Source organism: Candidatus Margulisiibacteriota bacterium (assembly GCA_041661965.1).
In the GTDB taxonomy this organism is placed as follows: Bacteria; Margulisbacteria; WOR-1; order O2-12-FULL-45-9; family XYB2-FULL-48-7; genus XYB2-FULL-45-9.
In genome coordinates this window covers 84,887-107,300 of record JBAZTH010000001.1, presented here as the reverse complement: position 1 = coordinate 107,300, position 22,414 = coordinate 84,887, and the positions used below count along the sequence as shown (strand labels likewise).

Below are 22,414 nucleotides of genomic sequence, written 5' to 3'. Positions count from 1 at the left end.
TTTCTAGAGGGGGGTTTTATCATGTCGGTATATTCATTGTTTTACGTGGTGATCGTCGCGGTGGTCGTGTTCGGCCTGGCGATCGCCTATCTGCTGATCAAACGGCAGATGGCTGATCAGAAGATCCGGATCGCCGAGGAATCGGCCAAACGGGTGACCGAGGACGCAAAGAAAGAAGCGGAACGGATCCGTAAGGAATCGATCCTCGAAGCCAAGGACGAAGCGATCAAGCAGCGGGCGGAGCTCGAAAAGGAAGCCAAGGAAAGAAAGGCCGAACTAACTTCGCTGGAACGCCGCCTGCAGTCGCGCGAAGACCATTTGGAGAACAAAGAAAAGAACCTGGATACGAAGGAGAAACAGATCAAAAAGATCGAGGAAGACCTGGTCGCGCTGAAAGAGACCCTGGCCAGCGCCAAAGAACAGCTGATCGTCCAACTCGAGAAGATCTCGACTCTTTCCAAAGAAGAGGCCAAGCAGGAACTGCTCCAAAAGCTCGACCGGGAGCTGGAAGTCGATGCCGCCAAACGGATCAGGGCGAACGAGGAAGAGATCAGAAAAGAATCTGACCGCCGCGCCCGCGAGATCCTGGCGACCGCCATCCAGCGCTGCGCCGTCGACCACGTCGTGGAGACCACGACCTCGATGGTCGAGTTGCCGAGCGACGACATGAAAGGCCGGATCATCGGCCGCGAAGGCCGCAACATCAGGGCGTTTGAGACCAAGACCGGGGTCGACCTGATCGTCGACGACACGCCGGAAGCGGTCATTCTCTCCAGCTTTGATCCCCTGCGCCGCGAAACGGCCCGTCTGACCCTGCAGAAACTGATCGCGGACGGCCGGATCCATCCGGCCCGGGTCGAAGAGATGTACGAGAAGTCGAAGACCGAGCTCAAGAACGCGATGTGGGAACACGGTGAACGCGCGACCATGGAAACCGGCGTGCATGGCCTCCCCCCGGTCATCATCCAGCTTCTGGGTCGCCTCCATTACCGGACCTCTTACGGCCAGAACGTCCTCCAACACTCGGTCGAAATGTCCCACCTGGCCGGCATGTTGGCAGCTGAATTAGGCGCCAACGTCGCACTGGCCAAGCGGGCCGCCCTCCTTCACGATATCGGCAAGGCGATCGACCAGGAAGTTGAAGGGACCCACGTTCGGCTCGGCGTCACCTTCGCCCAGAAAGCGGGCGAAACGCCGGAAGTCCTGCACGCCATCGAAGCCCACCACAACGACGTTGAGCCGCGGACCATTGAAGCGGTCATCGTTCAGGTCTGCGACGCCATCAGCAGCGCGCGGCCGGGCGCTCGGCGCGATACGCTGGAAGCTTACGTCAAACGGCTGGAGAAGCTAGAAAACGTCGCCAACTCCTTTGAAGGAGTGGAAAAGACCTTCGCCATCTCGGCCGGACGCGAAGTCAGAGTGATCGTCAATCCGGAACGGATCAACGACGACCTGGCGACCAAGCTGGCCCACGACATCGCCAAGAAGATCGAAGCGGAACTGGAATACCCGGGCGAAATTAAAGTTACGGTTGTCCGGGAAATTCGAGCGTCGGATGTCGCCAGATAAGCTCAATCTGTTATTTATCGGGGATATAGTAGGCGCCTTTGGGCGAGTGGTCGCCAAGCGCCTGCTCCCTGATCTCAAGAAAGAATTCGCCATCGACATAACCATTGCCAACGGCGAAAATTGCGCCCACGGCTTCAGCATCACCGAAAAGATCTATTATGACCTGCTCGCCGCCGGGGTCGACGCTTTTACCATGGGGAACCATGTCTGGGAGAAAAAAGAGGTTGCCCAAAAGATCGAACTCTTCGAGAAAATGGCCCGCCCGGCCAACTACCCCCCCGGCACTCCCGGTAAAGATCATTTGATCATCGACGTTAAAGGAGTGAAGCTCGGTCTGCTCAATTTGAACGGCCGGGTCTTTATGCAATGCATGGATTGTCCCTTCCAGGCGGCCGACCGGGTCCTGCCTAAACTAAAAGAACAAACCAACCTGGTCCTGGTCGACTTCCACGCCGAAGCCTCTTCGGAAAAATACGCCATGGGTTATTACCTGGACGGTAAAGTTTCGGCAATGGTCGGCACCCACACTCACGTTCAGACCGCGGATGAGCGGATCTTGCCAGGTGGGACCGGTTTTATTTCCGACATCGGGATGACCGGGCCGATCGATTCGATCATTGGAATGAAGAAAGAACAAGTCATGCGCCGGCTGATCCGGCAAATGCCGGAGCGGTTGGAGCCGGCGTCCGAAGGTCCGGGATTATTTAACGGGGTTGTCATAACTCTGGATGTGAAAACCGGCAAAGCCCTGGAAATTCAGAGGATCAGGCGGAACACCGAACCCTTAAAAGTCGAGGAAAACTAACCGAGGTCTTTGATCTGTTCGAGGATGTTCTTCTTTTTTTCCGCCAGCTCTACTAGCTTATTTTTCTGGGCTTCCACCGCGGTCTTCGGCGCCTTAGCGGTAAATTTCTCGTCGGCCAGCAGTTTGCCGATCCGCTCCTGTTCTTGCCCTAATCGCTCCGATTCTTTGTTCAACTTCTCGATCTCTTTAGCCAGGTCGATCACGCCCGCTAATAAAACGTAGCCCTGCGTTTCTCCAGCCGAGAAGAGGGCCGCCTGTTTCGGCTTTTCCGTCTGTTCGCTGACTGTGATCTTCGAGACTTTGGTTAACGCCTTGATAAAACTCTCGCCCTGTTGCAAAGCAGTCTTTTCTTCAGCCTTTGAAACGACCAGCAAGAGCTCCACATCTTTTGTCTGGACCCCTTTTTCCGCTTTGATGTTCCGGATACCGTTGATCAGCGCTTTGATGTAAGCCATGGCCGCATCGGCCGATGGGTCGATAAGTTTCGGCTCCTGCTCGGGCCAGGCCTGCAGCATGATGGTTCCCGGCTGTTTGTTGCTTTTCTCGATCAGCTTTTGCCAGAGCTCTTCCGTAATGAATGGCATAACGGGATGGAGCAGCCGCAGAGTTCCTTCCAAAACATAAGCCAGCACCTTAAGCGCCTTTTCTTTCCTCGCCGGCTCCTTGGAATAGAGGTCGGCCTTGGAGATCTCAACGTACCAGTCGCAGAACTCGCCCCAGATAAAATCGTAAAGCAGCTTGGCCGCTTCGCCAAACTCAAAGGAATCAATGGCCGTCGAAACCTTCTCGATCGTCGAATTGTAACGGGAAATAATCCAGCGGTCCGCCAGTTCAAGTGCGCCGGTCTCCCCCTTGATAAGGGGGAGATGTCCCGAAGGGACAGAGGGGGTATTCATCAAGACGAATCGGCTGACATTCCAGATCTTATTGGCAAAATTACGGGCTTCAGTAATCTTATCTTCCGACAGTTTGACGTCTTGTCCCTGCCCCGCGATCAGCGCGATAAAGGTAAAGCGGAGCGCGTCGGCCCCCGCCTTATCGATCACTTCGAGCGGGTCGATCACGTTCCCCCACGACTTGCTCATCTTTTTGCCATGGACATCCTTGACCAGCGCGTTGAAATAGACGGTCCGGAACGGCACGTCTTTCATGAAATGCAGGCCGGCCATAAGCATCCTGGCAACCCAGAAAAAGATAATGTCGTAGCTCGTCACCAGCACATCGGTCGGATAGAAAGTCTTTAGGTCGGCTGTCTCATCCGGCCAGCCCAGCACGGAGAACGGCCAGAGGGCCGAAGAAAACCAGGTATCAAAGACATCCGGGTCCTGTTTCCACCCTTCCCCTTTGGGCGGCTCTTCGCCGACGTAGATCTCTTCGCCTTTATACCAGGCGGGAACCTGGTGCCCCCACCACAACTGGCGGGAAATACACCAATCGCGCGGATTGGTCATCCATTGCATATAAAGCTTTTCCCAGCGCTCGGGTAAAAATTTGGTCCGGCCCTCTTCGACCGCGGCATTGGCCTTTTCCGCCAGCGGTTTAACCTTTACGAACCACTGGTCGGAAAGGTACGGCTCAACCACCGTGTTACAGCGATAACAATGACCAACCGAATTCTCATACTCTTCAACCTTGACCAGCAGATCCTGCTCGGTCAGCAGCTCAATGATCTTTTCCCGGGCTTTGAACCGGTCTAGCCCCTCAAGGGCAGCCAGCTTCTTCTTCTCTTCAGGACTGAATTCGTTAAGGGTAATCTTAGCGTCCTGCGTCAGGAGGTTAATGAAGGGTAAATTATGCCGCATTCCCATGTCATAATCGTTAGGATCATGCGCCGGCGTAACTTTAACGGCCCCGGTCCCAAAAGTCGCGTCAACGTAATCATCTTTAATGATCGGGATATGGCGGCCGACCAACGGCAAGACGATCGTTTTCCCCCACATGTGCTTGTAGCGGTCGTCCTTCGGGCTGACGGCGACCGCGGTATCCCCCAGCATCGTCTCCGGCCGGGTCGTGGCGACTATAATGTAGCCTTTGCCGTCAGATAATGGATACTTGATATGCCAAAGATGGCCTTTGGTCGTTTCGTACTGGACCTCGATATCGGAGATTGCCGTACCGCATCTCGGACACCAGTTAATAATACGTTTTCCCCGGTAGATTAGCCCTTCGTTATAAAGCTGGACAAAATGACGTTTGACGGCTTTCGATAGCCCTTCATCCATTGTAAACCGTTCGCGAGACCAATCGCAGGAAGCGCCTAAACGGCGCAGCTGACGGGTGATCCGGCCACCATACTCCTTCTTCCATTCCCAAACCCGTTCCACGAATTTTTCTCGCCCCAGATCGTCCTTGGTCTTCCCTTCTTTTTTCAGTTCGCGTTCGACCACATTTTGCGTGGCGATCCCGGCATGATCGGTCCCCGGCACCCACAAAGCCTGATAACCCTGCATCCTCTTATAGCGGATCAGCAGATCTTGGATAGAATTATTGAGGGCGTGCCCCATATGAAGCGAGCCGGTAACATTCGGCGGCGGAATAACGATGGAAAAGGGAGGCTTAGGAGCCTTGGGATCTGGCTTGAAGAAGCCGCTCTCTTCCCAATAGGTGTACCATTTTTGTTCGACTTCGGCTGGATTATAAACTTTAGCTAATTCTTCACTCATTGTTTCTCCTCGATTACCGTCTAATTATAGCAAAGTTTGGGCTATTCGGGAACAATCCCTGAAATTCTCGCTGTATTACGATGATAACTTTGTAGCTCAACAGAAAGGATTTAAACATGATCAAGATCGGCAATTCAACTGTTTCGGGAGTGACGAGGCAACTCTACCAATTAATTAGACCAAACGTCTCGAAACTATTACAGCATACGCAAATAGGAAATGTTTCGGCCAGAGAATTGCTCCATTTAGTCGTCTTCCTAGGCAATAAGCCGGCCGCCTTTAGTTTCGAGGTTAAGCGCACAATTAAATATGAGATCTTGACCCAGATCGCCGAGGAATATGACGATGAAAGACAGGCCATCGCCCAACACGGGCTTCGGCAATTGAACGAACAAATGCCCTGGAATTCTTTATCTGAACAGCGGCTCGATCACTCTTTCGATGCTCTTTCCCCGCTCCCGCCACCGCCAACCCCGGGAGTGGAAAGAGTTAAGGCCTCGACCGAAGAAATTCCACCTTCACATCATTACTCGCTCTTTCCTCCTTCGGTAAAAAAACCTAAAGGATAATGAGATGACTAAAATTACCGGCCTCCGCCCGCAAGTTGGTTCCATAAAGGAAAGATATTATCGGGTCAGCGCACCTAATATCAAGTCGCTGTGCGATAAAGCCATTACCGGGAAAATCGAACAGGGTGACTTGAACCATTTAGTTGTCTATTTAGAAACAAAACCCAAGGCTTTCAGTTTTTCGGAATCCGGTAATATCGCCCAATTCATTTTCTTGCCGGTTATGGAGGATGTCCACCCTGAAGGAATGAAAGAAACTGCTCGATTCGGCCTTGAGCTTTTGGCGGCAGAAGGGAGACCGGGACATTGGACGGCCAAAGAAATTATCGAAAAACTAGATAAAGCCGAACCAACCAAACCAGCGCCAGGACCAATAGCGCCTCCACCAATGGTCACGCCACGCCCGTTGGCCGCTAAACCGGCTCCCGTACCATCCCCTTTGCCAGTTCGGCCGGTTGCTCCTCCTCTGCCGAAGCCGGTTCAAGTAGCTCCAGCAAGGGAAGTCCCTCTACCAACCAAGCCTGTAACCCCAGCAGTTGCGCCCGCAACCATAAGAGAACCGCTAAAACCTGAACGGGCTAGTGACAACTCTAGTCATCAAGCTGCTATGCAACAAGCCGATGAATTAATTGCAAGTATACTTGATCCCCATAAAGAAGATGAATTTTTCCCTCACTTGAGACCGGTTGCTCCTCCGCTGCCAAAGCCGGTTCAAGTAGTTCCAGCAAGGGAAGTTCCTCCGCCAACCAAACCGGTTACGCCTCCTCCGCTGTCAAACCCAGCGTCAATGGCTCCAGTTCGAGTCGTGCCACAACAAATCGAACCAGCAAAAGGGTCGGCAGCTTCAACAAATTATCGAATCCTGCGAGAGTTGTTATTAGCAATTCAGGGAAGACCGCAGGATTCATCCTTACAGTCAGACCTAGAATTTCTGAGGGCGTGCGCGTCTGCGGGATCGACCCTCATTGCAATGATTCATAAGGAAAGTGAAAAAGGACGTATTCTTTCCAGTGAGCTTTTAGACGCTTACGAGCGGGTGTTTACCGTGGACCAGGGGTTGAACACCTCGCATCGGAAATTGTTGGCGCCTCTGTTGCGGGAGGTTGCCTCGGTCGAACCGTTTGAGCCGCCGCTAGGGGAAAAGATTGCCGATCTGGGAGCGGATGTTATCGTCACGACCTCCGAAGAAATCATTCCCGCACCCGGACGTTTTGTTAAAAGTGAATGGCACGTTATCAAGGTCCAGAAGCCAGGGTTTAAGAGCATAGGAAGAGGCGAAGTTTTGCGTCGCCCAGAAGTAGTAAGTGGCCGCCGAAGTTCAAGTGGATCAGCCACTCCGCCAACTAATCCTGTAATCTCCATTAAAATTGGAGGTGAAACACTGTTTTTCTCTGAAGTTACTTATTATGCCGGTCATGGTGGATCTAAAAAGATAAAGACAGGGATTCTGGCAGAGGACTGCGTCTTATTAAATCTTCGCAAAGGGATGGAAGTTGAATTTGACCAACTAGGTTTATTTTCTGCTGAGCTTTCCCGCCCCGCACGATTCGGGACAATTGACCTTCCCGCCGGCACTCGCGTCGCCATCTTTACCGATGGGAAACTTTATCAGGCGACGCTCAAACAGCCTCAAATATTTTACGGCATTGAATATCCAGCCGAGACGCCGATCTGGTTTGATCATGACCAACAATACGCGAGAGCGATTCGGATCGTTGAAAAAGATGGGAAAACGATCGGCAGAGAACATTTTAGCGAATCTATGGCTATCCATTTTCTCGCTTCCGGCAAGATCGAAATGGTACATTATCATGGTAGCCAGTATGAATTTGAACCGCTCCCAGTCGCGGTCAATATTTGGGGGAGAACTTTTGAACTTAGAAATGCCTATGTTTATTTTAACGAGGCCAGGGAAAAAGAATCTATAGAACTGATAGAAGGCCAGAAACTATTTGGCTGCTCATTGCCCGCCCGAACAATAATTATCAAAGAAAAAACCGGTCAAATCATCGCCCAATTACCTGATGGCACTCAAAGGATTCTAACCTAAGGCTTTTAGGCGAAAGATTAGAGCCGATTGTCCAGGATCAACTTTTCATCAAACCTAGCCAAGCGGAGATAATCCTTCATCCCCTCGAAACAAGCGGAAGCCGGGATCAGCCCGACCAGCTCCGAACCTTCGATCTCGACTTCATATTCTTTCGCCCATTTATTGATCTCGTCAAAGAGCTTTTTGAGCGAGGTTTTTTGATGATCGACAATATTGACCGAGACCTGGGTTAAGCCGCGGCTCGCTAACTCTAAACCAAGCGCTCGAACGCCCGGCAAGCCGCCGTTTTTCTCCCGAATGTTCTTGGCGATCGATTGAGCCAGGTCGAGTTCCCGGGTTTTTAAGTTAACGTTAAAAGCGATCAGAAACTCCCGCGCGCCAACCGCTACCGCGCCGGCGCTTGTGTGCAAACCAGTCCCAACATCAGGTCGGCGTTGGGGAGTATTTATCTCTTGTTGAAGAGCTCGAAAGCCCCCTTTGCGGACCATCGGCAGATCGCGACGTTCTAAAACCTGTGCCGCTTCCCCGTAGAAATAAACGGGAAGCTTCAATTTTTCCCAAAGTTCGTTCCCCAATTCTCTGGCCAGAGCAGCCGTTTCCGCCATTGAGCAGTCGCGCAGCGGAATAAAGGGGATAACATCAACCACGCCGATAAAGGGATGGACCCCGGCATGGTCACTGATATCGAGCAACTGCATCGCCCGCTCGGTCAGCTCAAAAGCGGCTTGTTTAATCGCTTGCGGCTCCCCCCACATGGTGACAACGGAGCGATTGTGATCGGGGTCGGAGTGGAGATCTCTAACTTTGGCTGACCTAATCGCGGAAACTATTTCGTCAACCAAGTCCGGGTCACTACCGGCGGAAAAATTGGGGACACATTCGATAAGCTTAGTCACCCTGCAGCCCTTTGAGCGCCTCCTCCAATGGAGTGCTCTCCAGGGTCTCGTTCACGATCAGGAGTTTGGCGATCTCTTCGACTTTGGTCCGGTTCTTGGTCAGCAGTTTTTTCGCCCGGTCGTGGCATTCGGCCACGATCTGTTCGATCTCGTGGTCGATGGCGTCGGCGGTCTGCTCGGAATAATCCCTCGTTTCGTTAAGGTCGCGGCCAAGAAAGACCTGGCGGTCCTTGTGGCCAAAGGTCCGGGGACCTAGCTTGCTCATGCCGAATTCAGTCACCATCCGTTTAGCGAGTTCGGTGGAGCGTTCCAGGTCGTTGTGGGCGCCGGAGCTCGCTTCGTTAAAGATCAGCTCTTCGGCAACCCGGCCACCAAGCAGAACGGTGATCTCATCCACCGCCTGGGAACGGGTCACCAGGTATTTGTCTTCGAGCGGGAGTTGAAGAGTATAGCCAAGGGCCATTCCGCGGGGGAGAATTGAGATCTTATGGACCTTATCGGCGTTCTTTAAGACCTGGGAAAGAACGGCGTGTCCCACTTCGTGGTAGGCGACCCGTGATTTTTCATCGTCATTAATAACTTTGCTCTTCTTTTCCGGCCCGGCAATTACCCGGTCGACCGCTTCTTCAACTTCCTCCATCCCGACCTCTTTCTTCTCGGTCCGGGCGGCCAGGATCGCCGCTTCGTTCAGGACATTTTCCAGGTCGGCGCCGGTAAAGCCGGGGGTCCGCCTGGCGACAACCGATAATTCCACATCTTTAGCCAACGGTTTCCCTTTGGCGTGGATTTTCATGATCGCTTCGCGCCCCTTCAGGTCTGGTTTGTCGAGGACAACCCGGCGGTCAAAACGCCCCGGGCGCAACAAAGCGGGATCAAGGATATCCGGCCGGTTAGTCGCGGCAATCACGATCGTGTTGGCCTTGGGATCAAAGCCGTCCATCTCGACCAGAAGCTGGTTCAAGGTCTGTTCCCGTTCATCATGGCCACCGCCAAGGCCGGCCCCGCGATGGCGCCCAACCGCGTCAATTTCATCCATAAAAATGATCGAGGGGGTCTGCTTCTTGGCCTGTTCAAAGACCGAACGGACCCGCGAGGCGCCGACACCAACGAACATCTCCACAAAATCGGAACCGGAGATCGAAAAGAAGGGAACCCCGGCTTCTCCGGCAATGGCTCTGGCTAAAAGGGTCTTACCGGTCCCAGGAGGGCCCATTAAGAGCAATCCTTTGGGTATCTTGGCGCCTAATGCCTGATATTTGGCGGGATTCTTGAGAAAATCAACGATTTCCTTGAGCTCTTCTTTGGCTTCGTCCACCCCAGCAACATCAGCAAAGGTCACGGTAACCTTACCGGTCTGCTGTTTAACATTAGCTCGGCCAAAAGACATCGCCTGACTGTTGGCCCCCTGCGCCTGGCGCATCATCAGCCACCAGAGGAAGAAGAAGAAAATTATCGGGAATAAAAGCTGGATGATCAGATTCATGACCCAGCTTGATTCAACCGGCGATTCAACTTTGATCGAAACCCCCTTATCCCGAAGCATCGGGACCAGATTGGGGTAATTAAGGGCGTGGGTGCGGAATTTGGATTTGTCTTTTAGTTCACCGGTGATCACGTCGCCGGAAACCACGACCCGGCTGATCTTCCCCTGGTCGGCATTATCCAGAAAAGTCGAAAAAGGGAGCTCCGCGACCTTGGTCTCCGGGGTAAAGAGAGGAGCAATAATCGCCGCCCCGATCAAAAAAACCAGCAAATAGGTCAGTATGACCCGCCAATTAGCTTTCATATAAAACAATTATACCACAATTTTTTCCCGGTAGGCTAAGGGTTTGCTAAGAGTTTTCCGTCGCCTTCACCTTTTTCCAGAGGGTCTCCATTTCCGGCAGAGTCAGCCGGCGGGCGGTCAGATCGTTTTCAATTGCCCCAAAACGGCGGATAAACTTTTTGTTCGCCAGCTGAAGGGCGTCTTCCGGATCGATCTCCAGCTTGCGAGCAACGTTGACGACGGAAAAAAGAAGGTCGCCGATCTCTTCCTGGAGCTTTTTCTTTTCTTTCCCCTTTTTCCCCAACAACTCCGCGATCTCCGCTCTTTCTTCGTCTACCTTCTCCCAGGCGCCGGCCACATCGTCCCAGTCAAAGCCGACCCGCGCCGCTTTCTTCTGCACCTTATCCGCCCTGGAGAGTGCCGGTAGCGATTTCGGAATACTAGCCATCATCCTTTTCCGTGTCCCGTCTCCCGTATCTCTTTCTTCTTTCTTAATCTTCTCCCATCTCTGCCAGACCTCTGCCTTATTCTTCGCCTTCGCCTTCCCAAAGACATGGGGGTGGCGGCGGACCATCTTGTCGGAGATCGTTTTAATGACTTTGTTAATATCGAATTTCTTGTCTTGTTTGGCAAAAACCGCCAACATCACGATATGGAGGAGCATGTCCCCCAGCTCTTCGGAAAGATGGTCAAAGTCCTCCTCGTTGATCGCCTCTAAAACTTCATAAAGCTCTTCGACCAGGTACGGTTTCAGGCTCTCAAAGGTCTGTTCCCTATCCCAAGGGCATTTTCGCCGCAGGAGGGTCACGATTTTCACGAATTCTTCAAAGTAAGCCCCTGTTTTACCCATATATATCATTATACACCCTCCACATAATAGAGAAACCATGCAAGTTTTTACCCCTCAACAACGATAAATAAGTGAACGGACAAGCGAACAAACTATGACAAATAACGGACAAGAAGAGAAAAAAAGCGGCCCGAACCTCCAGACTTTGGGCCTGAAATCGTCGATGGAAGTCATCGACATTTTGGGTCTCCTCCGGATCGACGGCGAACCGGTCATTAAAAACGACCAGTCACTCCTCGACCCGAAGGATAAGGCCCGGGCGGTCATCGAATATTTCGTCGACAAACACAACCTGAAACCGGGCGAATTGCCCTATGTGGCGGCGGCGATCAAATCAGAACTTAAGAGCGGCCGTCTGGCGTGGAGAAAATAATGACACCAATCACCCCAACTAGAATAGGCTCAGTTGAACAGGCCCCCAGACAATCTGGCGGGACCCCGCTTATTAACCTGACTTCAACTGAACTTAATCGGCTGGTTTATGACGTCCGTAGCCGATTAAATCAAGCCCAGAATGGTTTCTCGACCCGGCCGGCTCCAACCGGAGAAACAGCAACCGTCTCAACTACCCAACCAACCATCACTAAAACACCAATCAATCTGCAGCCGGAGATCCCGACTGAAACCTACCGTCCGGCGGTCGCTCTGGCCCCTGGCGCCAATATGTTGGAAGTAATTTTTGCCCTGGGAAATGGCCAGCTCAAGACCCTGGCCGCGCAAGTCAACCGGGAACAAGCCGCCCTAAACAATGGAGGAAAAGCCTAATGCCTGAAGAAAAAAGCGCCTTAGAGCAATTGGAAGTCGCCCTAAAAGAGCTTTGGAAAAGAAGCGGGCAGGCTTCGGTCATCGCCGCCAAGCACACTGAATTCGTGATCGAACCGAAGATCTTCATGGGCGATAAACTTAACCCGGAGATCCTGAAAATGCTCGCCCTGAATTACCTATCGCAAACTTCGCACCAGGATTCCGGGATCGGCAATATTGAGGTCACCCCGGAGAAACTAACGATAAAAAGCCCGAAAGGGAAACCGCTGGTCATCATCAACGATCAACGGGTGGTCAACCAGTACATTAATTCCCGGCTGTAAGACATTTTTCTGCCAGCGCGATCACTTCGCCTCCGGCCTTAAACAGCTTAGCCTTGCCAGACAACCACTCCACCCTGATCAATTTACCGGTCTCTTTAACGCTGACTACGCCGCTATTTAACGCCTTAACCTTGAGCCTAACCAAGCGTAAAAGGGTCTGGAGAGGCCCTGGAAGCGGCCCAAAACGGTCTTTAAACTCCACTTTGATCTCTTCTATCCCCTCGAGAGTAGTCACCATGTTCAGCCGCCGATAAAGAGCGATCCGCTGGCGGTCGTCGGTCACGTATTCCGGCGGAATTGAAGCCTCAACTTTCAGGTCGATCTCGACTTCGCGCGGCGCGATCACTTTTTCTCCCTTGGCTTCCCGGACCGCCTCTTCCAGCAACTCGCAATAGAGGTCAAACCCGACCTCATAAATGTGGCCCGATTGTTCCGCCCCAAGCAGGTTCCCAGAGCCCCGGATCTCCAGGTCGCGCATCGCTAACTTGTAGCCGGAGCCAAGAGCGGTAAATTCCTGGATCGCTTTGAGCCTCTCTAACGCTAATTCAGAGAGGGTCCGCTCCGGATGGTACATCAGATAAGCGTAAGCCCTGACCGGCGAGCGGCCGACCCGCCCCCTGATCTGGTAAAGCTGGGAAAGACCAAACCGGTCGGCGTTATCGATCAGGATCGTGTTCACGTTAGTGATGTCGAGCCCCGATTCAATGATCGAGGTACAGACCAGCACGTCATATTGCCGCTCCATAAAATCTTTCATCGTCTTTTCGAGCTTCTTTTCGTCCATCTGGCCATGGCCAACCGTCACCCGCGCCGAGGGGACCAGCTTCTTGATCCTGGCCGCCAATCCCATTATTTTATCGACGGTATTGTGGACCAGGTAGACCTGACCGCCCCGGTCGATCTCCCTGATGATCGCCTCCCGGACGACTTTTTCTGCGAACGGCAGGATGTAGGTCCTGATCGGCGAACGGTCGACCGGCGGAGTCGAGATCAAACTGATCTCCCGCAAGCCGGCCAGGGAAAAATAAAGGGTGCGGGGGATCGGCGTAGCCGAAAGGGTTAGGACGTCGACTGTCTTTTTCAGCTGTTTCAGCTTTTCCTTATGAGCGACGCCGAAACGCTGTTCTTCGTCGACGATCAAAAGCCCCAGGTCTTTAAACTTCAGGTCTTTGGAGAGAAGCCGGTGAGTCCCGATCAGGATATCGACCCCCCCTTCCCCAACTGTTTTAACAATCGCCTTCTGTTCGGCCGGCGAGCGGAAACGGGAAAGCATTTCGATCACAAAAGGAAGGTTCTTGAACCGCTCTTTGAAATTATTAAAGTGCTGTTCGACCAGGATGGTGGTCGGCGCCAGGATCGCCACCTGTTTGCCGGCGCTGGCCGCTTTGGCCGCCGCCCGGATCGCCACTTCGGTCTTGCCGTAGCCGACATCACCGCAAACCAACCGGTCCATCGGCCGGTGGGCTTCCATATCTTTTTTGACCGCGGCGATCGCTTTGAGCTGGTCAGGCGTCTCTTCATAAGGGAAGGTCGCTTCCAGCTCTTTCTGCCAGACGTCATCGGGCGGAAAAGCGATCCCCGGAAACTTCTCCCGGGCGGCATAAAGCTGGGTCAATTCCTGGGTCATGTCGCGAAGCGCCTTCTTCACCCGGCCGCGGGTCTTGAGCCACTCCTTGCTCCCCAGGCGGGAGAGCCGGGGCTTGGCGTCGCCCCCGCCGGAATATTTCTCGACCAAGCCGATCATCGGCGGCGGGACGTAAAGCAAGTCGTCGCCATGGAATTCGAGCAAGAGGTACTCTTGGGAAACCCCGTCGATCTCCAGCTCCTTCATTCCCCGGTAAACGCCGATCCCGTAATTCTCGTGGACCACGAAGTCCCCGACTTTCAGGTCGGATAAAAGCTCATCGGCGACCCCTTCTTTGGCCGGCCGGGATTTTTTCCTGGCCGCCTGGGCCTCGCCGAACAGCTCTTTATCGGAAAGGACGGTCAAGCCATTGAAAGCAAACCCGCCGCTTAATTTCCCCTCAATAACCCGCAAGCCAGGCTCTTCGCGCAGGCGGTGCGGGTGGCGGCTGACAACCAGCGCCCCTTTCGGCACCGCCGTTAAATCATCGATATAACTTTTGACCGGCTGGAAAAGCGGCGCTTCTCCCGGCTCGGTAAAACTGGAAAGTTCGACCTGGACCAGCGCCTCCAGCTCCTTAAGAGCGGCCCCCTGCCCGTCAATTTCGCCAGCCGACCGGAGGACTTCCAGCCGCTCGACCAGAACAACCAAAGTCCCTTTGGGAAGCGCGTTATAAAAAGGAGTGGAGGGGTTTTCTTTGGCCGGCAGGAGGCTGACTGCGGTAACTTTCTCGGTCGAACGCTGGGAGTAAGGATCAAAGCGGCGGATCGATTCGACCGTGTCACCGCTAAATTCAAGCCGGAGGGCGCTTGGCTGGTTGACCGGGAAAATATCAACGATCCCGCCCCGGACGCTAAACTCCCCCTTCTCGCCAACGATATCAAAACGGCGGTAGCCGAGCTCGACCAGCCGTTTCAGGAATCCTTCTCTTTCCAGTTCCTCGCCAACGCCGATCTCTATGGACCTAAGGCTGGCCGGCGGCTGACAATTGGCCAGCGCGGCGCGCAGCGGAGCGACGACGATCGTTTGGCGACGCATCGCCCACTCATTGAGGATCGCCAAACGTTCCCCGGCGGTCTCCGAAAAATTATCGGCGGTCATCAGTTCCGGGGGAGGAAAGAGAAGAGTGCCTCGGCCGGTAAAAAGGTCGATCTCCTGGCGGAGGCTCTCCGCTTTTTCCAGCGAACCGGTCACCGCCAGCAGATTGGGATATGTTCGGGCTAAAACAGCCAAAAGAGCGGCAAAGGCCCCGCCACTTAAGCCGGAAAAGTTCAATCGCTTGTTCTTAGAAATTTGACGCCGGAGAAGATCGCTTTCAGCGATCGCCTTAACTAAGTCGTCCAACATAAGTGGATTGTAGCATAACTAGCGGTTGAATTTGTTCATCGCGGCGGCAGTGCCGTGGAGGATCGCCTCTAAAGCGGCATCGGCGGCGGTCTGGATAGCAAGCGCGAGCGCTTCCTGCTGGTCGGCCGCGATCCGGCCCAAAACATAGTTAGCGACATCGCCGCCGGCGCTCGGCCGGCCGATCCCGATCCGAATTCGGACAAAAGCCCCCGAATTAAGGTGGCTCATGATCGATTCGATCCCATGGTGCCCGCCGGCGGACCCGCTCTCCCTGACCCGGACCTGGCCGACCTCGAGATCGACATCGTCGTAAATAACGATCAGCTTTTCATTCGGCAACTTATGCCAAGAAACGATCTCTTTGACCGATTGGCCGGAATTGTTCATGTAGGTTTGGGGTTGCGCGAGGCTCGTTTTGTGGTCGCCAACCTGGCCTTCAGCGATCAAAGCCTGATGCTTGGCCCTGAAGGAGAGCTTCAGTCGTCCGGCCAGCTCATCAACGACCCTAAAGCCGAGGTTGTGACGGGTCTTGGCGTATTCGGCTCCGGGGTTCCCTAAGCCAACGACTAAAAACATCGCTATCTCCCGATCGAGAGGTCAATCCCGAAGCGAATATCGGTTGAAACGGTCTGCTGAGCGGTGGGCGGCTTATCCTTGAGATAAGAAACAGTCAAAACTTCCGCGAAAATCTTGAGCTTTTTCAGGATCGAATCATCGCTGGCAGTGTTCCGCCACGGCTCGAACCTGATCCCGATCCCGTAATCGGCAACGTTTTGCCAATAATAGTTTTTATTGGAATAGGTCACGTCAGCTTTAATATAAGGCTCGATCCCCCGCCCCAGGTGCCGGCCAAGCTTGGGCTGAAAGTAGAAGAGCCAGTCGTTAAAATCGGTCGCGGTAAAACTGGTGGTCCGGAAAGAAAGATTTGTCCAAAGCTCTCCCCAATAATCGTTCGGGTTCGGTTTATCAAGGTTCCAAACATGCCAAAGCTCGAAGCCGTAGCGGGTATCATTTTTCGGCAAGCCGGCCGCTTCCGCCGCGCCGGCGTTCTTTTGATAAGAAGCGGAAAGCGATTCCGCGAAGATTTTCACGTCAGGCAGCCACTCGTTCGTCCAGTCTCCCGGCTTGTAATTGTAGAACGGCCGGAACCTGAAGCCCAAACCGGCAAAAAGCGAATTGTCCCAATAATCGCTGGTTTGGGAGGCGGTGCCGTAATAGACGGCGTAAAGGTCGAACGGGGAGTCGTCCAGATTAAAGCCGACTTTCCCTTCATAGCGAAGCAAGAGCGAAGAGAAATCCTGTTGTTCTATGTTGGTCGAGTAATAAGCCAGGTTGTTCCACAGCTCGGCAAAAGGCTGGATGGCGGCCGCGGCCGAGCTTACAAAGATAAGCCCGGCCGCGATCGAGACCAAGAATCTTTTCATTATCTATTCGGTCAGCAACGCGAGATTGTCCAGATCGAAGGCGACTTTTCCCTTCGACTTGGTCGCGATGCAAATCAACTGCAGCTGCAGCATGCCGCCCGAGTTGTTGTTCTGCTGGGGATTCCAGATATCATCGCCGACGGCCGGGTTTTCATCGACAAAATCGGCCATCGGGATCGCTACCCTCTTCCAGCCGTTCCAGTCGATCTTGACCTCGTAGCCCCACTTATCATCATAGAGCGAAGCAAAGTTCCGGGTCTTATCCTGTTCGATTTGCCAGTTGCCGTTATCATCATCATAGAGCTCGATCTTCAACGAACCGGAATCGGCGCCGGCGCCGTAAATATCGACCTGGATGGCATTATATTTGGAGAGGTCCTGCCCTTCTTTGGCCAGATATGTCCCCATTCCACCGACGTAGAAGCTGGTCGCGGGACCGGAAAGGAAAAGAGATTTGAGGCCGACATCCAGGCTTTCTCCGGCCTTTAAGAGGTCCGTCGAGACGATCTCCGCCTTAACGTCAAAGACCCACCAATCGCGGGGAGCTTTCAGGCTGCCGGACTCGAAATTATCGATTGGGAAAACTTTTTCGGCCATGGCGGTCGGCTTAGCGGTTTGTTCAGTTTTTGTTTCACCGGTCTTTTTTTCCGGCGACGGACCGCCCATCGCCAAAGCACCGCAAAATAGGAAAAGCGATAACAAACTAACGGTTATTAACGAACGCTTCATGTAAAAAAACCTCCTAGTTATTTAAATTCCAGGATCCCCCAAACACCGGGGTCCCTATAAAAATAGAAATCTCCATTCCAGATCAATTGTTTTTCGCGCTGGCCGCTCGCGTCGGCGTCATCCAGAGCGATATCAAAATCAATTTTTCGCCCAACCGCCGGCTTGAATCCGTTGGGGAAAAAGTCTAACGGCACTTTCGCCTCTAGGGCGTATCCATTTAATTTAGCGGCTTTTTTAACGGAAATTTCACCTCCTCGCGGACTTCTGTTTCTTTGCCAGTTCCAGATCTGCGGCTTGGTCGTTTTTCCGTCTCCGGTACCGAAGCCGAATTGATAATCACCTTTGCCGAAAGAGTGCCTCTTGGGCTCGGCCGAATCAAGGCCCAGGACCATTTCGATCGCGTCCCCGTTCCAAACTTCCTGATTGATCCGCCTGTTCATCAGGGGGTTCTTGTCAGCCACTTCCGCCGCCAGGTAAAGATATTGATCGTCCCACATTAAATAGATCGTACCGGAGAGGTCTTGCGGTCCGCCCCAATCCAGCCCTTCCTTAAAGAAGGCGGCGTCCTTCATGACGATCGGATAAGTTTTATCCCATTCGCTCAAGTCGCCGTCAATAACCAGCGCGCATTTCGTTTTAGGCGCGAAAGCGAGCCGGCGTTCGATCTTCCCGGGAGAAATGGTCAGCGCGGCCAGCGCGGCGCCGGAAGAAGAGAAAAGCGGGCTCTTCATGGTCTCTTTGTAAGCGGCCAGCGCCCTGGCGCTGGAATTGATCCGCCAATCGGTCTCCTTTTTTACGTCGAACCAAACAATCGCGTTGATGTCGCGCATGCTGGTCGCCAAATATTTAGGGATCTCCTTGATCCAGGCCGCCTTGTCCCCCCCCTGCTCGGCGCTGCCGAATTCCGCGACCATGATCGGCTTGTTCGGCCAGAGCATCCGGCTTTTCCGGGCTTGTTCACGAAAGAGATATTTGAAGACCTGCCATTCGCTCCAACTCTGGGTCGTCCCCCAGTTATATCCGTCGATCCCGATCCAGTCAACGTAGCTGTCGCCGGGATAAGCTTTTTCCCAGTCGTTCCATTGTTCGTCGGGATAAGAATAGTTCATGAAGCACCAGACAAATTTAGCGTTGGAAGCTTTTTCCTTTTTGAAAATATCGACGATGTGGCGATAGGCTTTAATATAGGTCTCCGGATTTTTGTCGTTATTGATGGTCCCCCAGGGGTAGCCGTCAATATTGTATTCGTGGGCGACCCGGAGCAGGATCGGCTTGCCGTATTCTTTGGCCCCTTTAGCCCAACCACGGATATATTCGTCCCATTTGCCGTCGATAATATCATTAAGGGTGACTTTCGCGTGATCGCCCCAGTACCATGGTTCCCAGACAATGTGGGGGGTGGCGCCGTATTCGGCGACCTTCAGACAATCTTCTTTCGGGAAAGCTTGCTCCCAGTCCTGATACCACATGATCATGGCCGGTTTTTTTCCGACCTGCTGTTCGTACTGTTTGATGTAATTCATGTTGCGGGGGGCCCCTTCGCGGAAAACGCCGGTGAAAACCGTTTGCTTTTCCACGGCACAGGCGGCATCTTTAGGCGTGGCGGCAAAACCGGAGGATACAGAAGCCAGGCCGAGACCGGCCAAAATTATGCTTCCAGCGATTACGGAATGTTTAAATTTTCTCATTGTCTTCCTCCCTCTTTAGCCTTTAACGGCCCCGGCGGTCAAGCCGGCGACGATATATTTTTGCAGTAAAAAGAACAAAACGACGACCGGCAGGGTGGCAACGGTCGCCGCCGCCATCATCAGGTCAAATCGGTTCTGATAATTACCGACGAACAAGCGGATCCCGACTGGGATGGTCATGGTATCGGCGTTGGTCAGGACCCAGGCAAACATCAGCTCGTCCCAGGCGGTCAGAAAAATATAAATGCCGGTGGCGATGATCCCGGGAATTGCCAGCGGCAAAGCAATGTACCAAAAAACCTGAACGGCCGAACAACCGTCGATCTTGGCCGATTCTTCCAGTTCTTTAGGAATGGAAGCAAAAAAACCTCTTAAGATCCAGATCGAAAAGGGGGTAAAAAAAGCGGAGTAGATCAAAATCAACCCCCAATAAGTCCCTTTCACCGGGATCCCGCTCATCACCGTGATCTTAACAAACATTATATATAAAGGGATAAGGTACATTATGGCCGGGATCATCTGCGTAGCCAAAATGGTATTGCTGAATAAGTCCGAACCCGGGAATTTGAACCGGGACAGGCTGTAAGAAGCCAAGGTTGAAAAGAGCATGGCAATCACCATAGTAGTGCCGCAGATAATAAGGGAGTTTTTGAGGTAGAGGCCGAAATTGACGTTTTTCCACATATCGACGTAATTACTCCAATGGACCTGCGGTCGGCCGTCCAGAGATTGGGAAAGACCGACCCGGCCGATCGCGATATCGGTCGAGCTCTTCAAGGAGGAAAAAACCATCCAGCCGATCGGCAGCAAGGTCACCGCTAAAAACATCAACATCACGATGTTGATGGCGATATCGGTTATCCTCTTCTTCAAATAATAAGGCATTAGCGCATTTCCTCCGCTTGTTTAAAGTATTTAAACCAGACATTGACGATAGAGATCATAACGATCAGCAAAATAACCGAAGCGGCCGCCCCGGTCCCGAAATTCCAGAGCTGGAAAGAGTTGCGGAAAATATTGGTCATCATCAGATCGCCCCACTCGCCGGGGAAACCGGCGCCGAAACCGAACATCATGATCACGATATTAAAAGAATAGGTGTTATAGATCAAACCAAAAAGGATCAGGATGAACCAGACGGGCCGCAGCATCGGCCAGGTAATCATCCAAAATTTGCGCCAGGGGCCGGCCCCGTCGATATCAGCCGCTTCGTAAAGCTCTTCCGGGATTGTCTGCAGTCCGGCCAGTAGCATCAGCATCGACTGCGGCCAGTAGCGCCAGATCGTCGGGATAACGATCGCCCAAAGAGTGTTGGGCCCGGTCAGCCAGGATGGTTTGCTTGGTAAAATATGGAGCCAATCGACCAGCATCACATTGATCAGTCCGCCTTCGCGCAGCCACATGATCCCCCACAGCAAACCGGTCACGTATGTCGGGATGATCCAGGGGAAAAGGAAAAAGGTCCGGACCACGCCGCGGCCGAAAAATTTCCGATTAAGCATCAAAGCAACGACCATTCCGGTAGAAAGGGTCCCCAAAGTCACCAAGATGGTGTAAAGCACGGTGTTACGGATCGCGTCGAAAAGGCCGATCCGAACCGGACTGTTGGGATCGATCAAGACTTGAGCGTAATTCTCAAAGCCGACAAACGGCGCCAGCAAATATCGCTGCAGAGTGAATTGGTTCAGGTCGAGAAAAGACATGTAGATCCCCTGCACGATCGGGACAAGGTGCAGGAAGATCATCGCCAAAGCGGTCGGCGCGATGAAGTAATAGGCAATCTTATTTTGCTTTATTCTGACCCAGAGACTTTTTCGCTTTTTGTTTTTCAAAACGACACCTTTCCAGGCCGTCGCAATCGGTTGCGCCTAACCATTAGTCGGCATTACGATCGGTAAATTTCAGGCTAATTCAAAAATCCGGCCGCTGAAACACTTAGCGTTGTATTTTATCCAAAAAATACGCGTCTTGCAAGGAGTTTTTTGCGGCGGCGGCCGCGCCCGACGATGATTCCACCCGCCAGTCGCGCTCTTTGTTAATGTTAAACCAGTTGCCTAGCTTGACCCTGGGATAGGTGCTCTTAAGTTTGGCCAAGGCGTCGCTGATCCAAGCTCCCTTATCCCCTCCCGTTTCGGCACAGGCAAACTCGCCGATCATCAGCGGCTTGCCGGAAAGAGCGGTCAATTCCAAATAAGCCGGGCCAAAGAGGGAATCAAACGAACACCACGCGCTCTCACCCCAATTATAACCGTCAAGCCCCACCCAATCGACCTCCTCATCGCCCGGGTAATAAGCCGCGATCGTGTTCCAGCTCTCCGCCGGCTGATTTGTATTGTTGGGACAAAAGACCATGGTTACATTATCCGCGCCTAACTCCGTTTTTATCGCCCTAAGATGCCGCCAGGCCGCTTTGTATCTTTCCGGTCCGGCGGCGCCTCCGTTATGCGCGCCGTCCCACGGATACCAGTTGCCGTTCATTTCGTGACCAAAACGAAGGAAGAGCGGCGCCCCCCACTCTTTCGCCGCTTGCAAAAAAGAACGAATATAAGCATCGCTTTGCCCGCTCGAGATCGCCTCTAAGGTGCCGGGTGGTTTGTTCAACCATGGTTCCCAGGTAATCATGGGGATGCTCCCGTTAGCAGAGACTTGATCGGCTTCGGTTTTGGGAAAGGGACTCTCCCAGGCGACATACCAGTGGACAACCGCCAGTTTTTTTCCGATATTAGTTTGAAAAGCGGGAATATTATCCAACCCGTCGACAAAAGCCCCGAAAGCGCACCCCTCATAATCGCCGGAGACCGGCGTTAAGGCCGGCTCGGTCACATTAGGCCTGGAACAAGCGGGAATAAGCAGCAGGCAAAAAAAAGCAAAACGGACATAATTAGCGGAGATGGACATTGCGGATCTCAAACTTAGTTTCCGACGGTCCAACGACCATAACCTGGACCTTGAACGGCCGCTTCACAATACCGAGGATCGGGAAATCAAGGCGCTTAAAAAAATCAGGCGAGAGGCCGGCCATCAGGTATTCTTCCTCAAACGAGGTCGCGGGAATTTCCAGGTTATCCTTGTCGAAAACCTCGACCCGGAGCCGGGACCAGGCCGCTCCTTTATTAATGTAACCCTTGATCTCCAGTTCCAAAAGCGAAGGGTTTTTGATCTCTTCCTGGACCAGCAGGACGCAACCGAGATCGGTCCCCTTCCCGGAAAGATAATAAGCTTCTTGTTTTTCTTCGACCTGTTCGCCCGGTTTACCGAAACCGGCAAAGATCGGCTTCTTGGCTGCCATATAAAGGAATTGTAGCACATTCAAAATAAATCATAAAGAAGTGAAATTACCGCTGGAT

General features: G+C 52.9%; 20 protein-coding genes. 7 read left to right on the top strand and 13 right to left on the bottom strand.

The features are described 5' to 3' along the window. The first annotated feature begins 21 nt into the window (after positions 1-21). Together rny and WC772_00300 are read left to right on the top strand one after the other, a co-directional pair. The gene (gene rny, locus WC772_00305; GenBank protein ID MFA6169200.1) at positions 22-1,569 is read left to right on the top strand and encodes a ribonuclease Y; all 1,548 of its coding nucleotides are present in this window, start codon (positions 22-24) and stop codon (positions 1,567-1,569) included. Then, positions 1,556-2,374 carry a TIGR00282 family metallophosphoesterase gene (locus WC772_00300; protein MFA6169199.1) on the top strand — a complete coding sequence of 273 codons (819 nt, stop codon included), beginning with the start codon at positions 1,556-1,558 and terminating at the stop codon, positions 2,372-2,374. Before rny ends, WC772_00300 begins: the two co-directional genes overlap by 14 nt. On the opposite strand, the gene WC772_00295 is transcribed toward WC772_00300, so the two are convergent. Next, a complete protein-coding gene (locus WC772_00295; protein MFA6169198.1) occupies positions 2,371-5,037 on the bottom strand; it encodes a valine--tRNA ligase in 2,667 nt (888 codons plus the stop codon). The genes WC772_00300 and WC772_00295 overlap by 4 nt on opposite strands. A 116-nt stretch (positions 5,038-5,153) precedes the next feature. Here WC772_00295 and WC772_00290 point away from each other — a divergent pair, with 116 nt between their 5' ends. Continuing rightward, positions 5,154-5,606, top strand: coding sequence for a hypothetical protein (locus WC772_00290; GenBank protein ID MFA6169197.1), 453 nt, complete (start codon positions 5,154-5,156; stop codon positions 5,604-5,606). Between the two features lie 4 nt (positions 5,607-5,610). Beyond that, positions 5,611-7,656: a hypothetical protein gene (locus WC772_00285; GenBank protein ID MFA6169196.1), complete on the top strand. Its 2,046-nt coding sequence runs from the start codon at positions 5,611-5,613 to the stop codon at positions 7,654-7,656. A gap of 17 nt (positions 7,657-7,673) precedes the next feature. Here WC772_00285 and ftcD read toward each other — a convergent pair whose 3' ends face one another. The 3 genes from ftcD to mazG are packed head-to-tail and all read right to left on the bottom strand — an operon-like array spanning position 7,674 to position 11,167. Beyond that, positions 7,674-8,552 carry a glutamate formimidoyltransferase gene (gene ftcD, locus WC772_00280; GenBank protein ID MFA6169195.1) on the bottom strand — a complete coding sequence of 293 codons (879 nt, stop codon included), beginning with the start codon at positions 8,550-8,552 and terminating at the stop codon, positions 7,674-7,676. Continuing rightward, a complete protein-coding gene (gene ftsH, locus WC772_00275) occupies positions 8,545-10,338 on the bottom strand; it encodes an ATP-dependent zinc metalloprotease FtsH (protein MFA6169194.1) in 1,794 nt (597 codons plus the stop codon). Before ftsH ends, ftcD begins: the two co-directional genes overlap by 8 nt. A 46-nt stretch (positions 10,339-10,384) precedes the next feature. Next, positions 10,385-11,167 (bottom strand): nucleoside triphosphate pyrophosphohydrolase, encoded by a 783-nt coding sequence (mazG, locus tag WC772_00270; protein ID MFA6169193.1) that lies wholly within the window; start codon positions 11,165-11,167, stop codon positions 10,385-10,387. A gap of 94 nt (positions 11,168-11,261) precedes the next feature. Between mazG and WC772_00265 the strand changes: the two genes are divergently transcribed. Genes WC772_00265 through WC772_00255 form a run of 3 tightly spaced genes read left to right on the top strand, consistent with a single transcriptional unit; the run spans position 11,262 to position 12,255 of the window. After that, complete coding sequence (locus WC772_00265; protein ID MFA6169192.1) at positions 11,262-11,540, top strand: hypothetical protein; 279 nt, start codon at positions 11,262-11,264, stop codon at positions 11,538-11,540. Further along, positions 11,540-11,932 (top strand): hypothetical protein, encoded by a 393-nt coding sequence (locus tag WC772_00260; protein ID MFA6169191.1) that lies wholly within the window; start codon positions 11,540-11,542, stop codon positions 11,930-11,932. Before WC772_00265 ends, WC772_00260 begins: the two co-directional genes overlap by 1 nt. Continuing rightward, the gene (locus WC772_00255) at positions 11,932-12,255 is read left to right on the top strand and encodes a hypothetical protein (protein ID MFA6169190.1); all 324 of its coding nucleotides are present in this window, start codon (positions 11,932-11,934) and stop codon (positions 12,253-12,255) included. Before WC772_00260 ends, WC772_00255 begins: the two co-directional genes overlap by 1 nt. Here WC772_00255 and mfd read toward each other — a convergent pair. The 9 genes from mfd to WC772_00210 all read right to left on the bottom strand — a co-directional run bounded on the left by mfd (position 12,239) and on the right by WC772_00210 (position 22,356). Further along, positions 12,239-15,226 carry a transcription-repair coupling factor gene (gene mfd / locus WC772_00250; protein ID MFA6169189.1) on the bottom strand — a complete coding sequence of 996 codons (2,988 nt, stop codon included), beginning with the start codon at positions 15,224-15,226 and terminating at the stop codon, positions 12,239-12,241. The two genes, WC772_00255 and mfd, sit on opposite strands and share 17 nt — an antisense overlap. A gap of 18 nt (positions 15,227-15,244) precedes the next feature. After that, entirely contained in the window at positions 15,245-15,802 is a 558-nt protein-coding gene (gene pth, locus WC772_00245) for an aminoacyl-tRNA hydrolase (protein MFA6169188.1), read from the bottom strand. A gap of 2 nt (positions 15,803-15,804) precedes the next feature. Next, on the bottom strand, positions 15,805-16,650 hold the full coding sequence (locus tag WC772_00240) for a hypothetical protein (protein MFA6169187.1): 846 nt from the start codon (positions 16,648-16,650) through the stop codon (positions 15,805-15,807). 3 nt (positions 16,651-16,653) lie between these two features. Next, complete coding sequence (locus tag WC772_00235; GenBank protein ID MFA6169186.1) at positions 16,654-17,379, bottom strand: hypothetical protein; 726 nt, start codon at positions 17,377-17,379, stop codon at positions 16,654-16,656. 17 nt (positions 17,380-17,396) lie between these two features. After that, on the bottom strand, positions 17,397-19,067 hold the full coding sequence (locus WC772_00230; protein ID MFA6169185.1) for a sugar-binding protein: 1,671 nt from the start codon (positions 19,065-19,067) through the stop codon (positions 17,397-17,399). A 15-nt stretch (positions 19,068-19,082) separates the two neighbouring features. Further along, positions 19,083-19,952: a carbohydrate ABC transporter permease gene (locus WC772_00225; GenBank protein MFA6169184.1), complete on the bottom strand. Its 870-nt coding sequence runs from the start codon at positions 19,950-19,952 to the stop codon at positions 19,083-19,085. Then, the gene (locus WC772_00220) at positions 19,952-20,899 is read right to left on the bottom strand and encodes a sugar ABC transporter permease (GenBank protein ID MFA6169183.1); all 948 of its coding nucleotides are present in this window, start codon (positions 20,897-20,899) and stop codon (positions 19,952-19,954) included. Before WC772_00220 ends, WC772_00225 begins: the two co-directional genes overlap by 1 nt. A gap of 103 nt (positions 20,900-21,002) precedes the next feature. Continuing rightward, complete coding sequence (locus WC772_00215) at positions 21,003-21,965, bottom strand: glycosyl hydrolase (protein MFA6169182.1); 963 nt, start codon at positions 21,963-21,965, stop codon at positions 21,003-21,005. Beyond that, a complete protein-coding gene (locus WC772_00210; protein ID MFA6169181.1) occupies positions 21,949-22,356 on the bottom strand; it encodes a hypothetical protein in 408 nt (135 codons plus the stop codon). Before WC772_00210 ends, WC772_00215 begins: the two co-directional genes overlap by 17 nt. Positions 22,357-22,414: the final 58 nt, after the last annotated feature.

Coding starts and splice junctions, on each gene's coding strand:
- rny (MFA6169200.1), top strand. CDS start 22: ATGTCGGTATATTCATTGTTTTACGTGGTGATCGTCGCGGTGGTCGTG.
- WC772_00300 (MFA6169199.1), top strand. CDS start 1,556: ATGTCGCCAGATAAGCTCAATCTGTTATTTATCGGGGATATAGTAGGC.
- WC772_00295 (MFA6169198.1), bottom strand. CDS start 5,037: ATGAGTGAAGAATTAGCTAAAGTTTATAATCCAGCCGAAGTCGAACAA.
- WC772_00290 (MFA6169197.1), top strand. CDS start 5,154: ATGATCAAGATCGGCAATTCAACTGTTTCGGGAGTGACGAGGCAACTC.
- WC772_00285 (MFA6169196.1), top strand. CDS start 5,611: ATGACTAAAATTACCGGCCTCCGCCCGCAAGTTGGTTCCATAAAGGAA.
- ftsH (MFA6169194.1), bottom strand. CDS start 10,338: ATGAAAGCTAATTGGCGGGTCATACTGACCTATTTGCTGGTTTTTTTG.
- mazG (MFA6169193.1), bottom strand. CDS start 11,167: ATGGGTAAAACAGGGGCTTACTTTGAAGAATTCGTGAAAATCGTGACC.
- WC772_00265 (MFA6169192.1), top strand. CDS start 11,262: ATGACAAATAACGGACAAGAAGAGAAAAAAAGCGGCCCGAACCTCCAG.
- WC772_00260 (MFA6169191.1), top strand. CDS start 11,540: ATGACACCAATCACCCCAACTAGAATAGGCTCAGTTGAACAGGCCCCC.
- WC772_00255 (MFA6169190.1), top strand. CDS start 11,932: ATGCCTGAAGAAAAAAGCGCCTTAGAGCAATTGGAAGTCGCCCTAAAA.
- mfd (MFA6169189.1), bottom strand. CDS start 15,226: ATGTTGGACGACTTAGTTAAGGCGATCGCTGAAAGCGATCTTCTCCGG.
- pth (MFA6169188.1), bottom strand. CDS start 15,802: ATGTTTTTAGTCGTTGGCTTAGGGAACCCCGGAGCCGAATACGCCAAG.
- WC772_00240 (MFA6169187.1), bottom strand. CDS start 16,650: ATGAAAAGATTCTTGGTCTCGATCGCGGCCGGGCTTATCTTTGTAAGC.
- WC772_00235 (MFA6169186.1), bottom strand. CDS start 17,379: ATGAAGCGTTCGTTAATAACCGTTAGTTTGTTATCGCTTTTCCTATTT.
- WC772_00230 (MFA6169185.1), bottom strand. CDS start 19,067: ATGAGAAAATTTAAACATTCCGTAATCGCTGGAAGCATAATTTTGGCC.
- WC772_00225 (MFA6169184.1), bottom strand. CDS start 19,952: ATGCCTTATTATTTGAAGAAGAGGATAACCGATATCGCCATCAACATC.
- WC772_00215 (MFA6169182.1), bottom strand. CDS start 21,965: ATGTCCATCTCCGCTAATTATGTCCGTTTTGCTTTTTTTTGCCTGCTG.
- WC772_00210 (MFA6169181.1), bottom strand. CDS start 22,356: ATGGCAGCCAAGAAGCCGATCTTTGCCGGTTTCGGTAAACCGGGCGAA.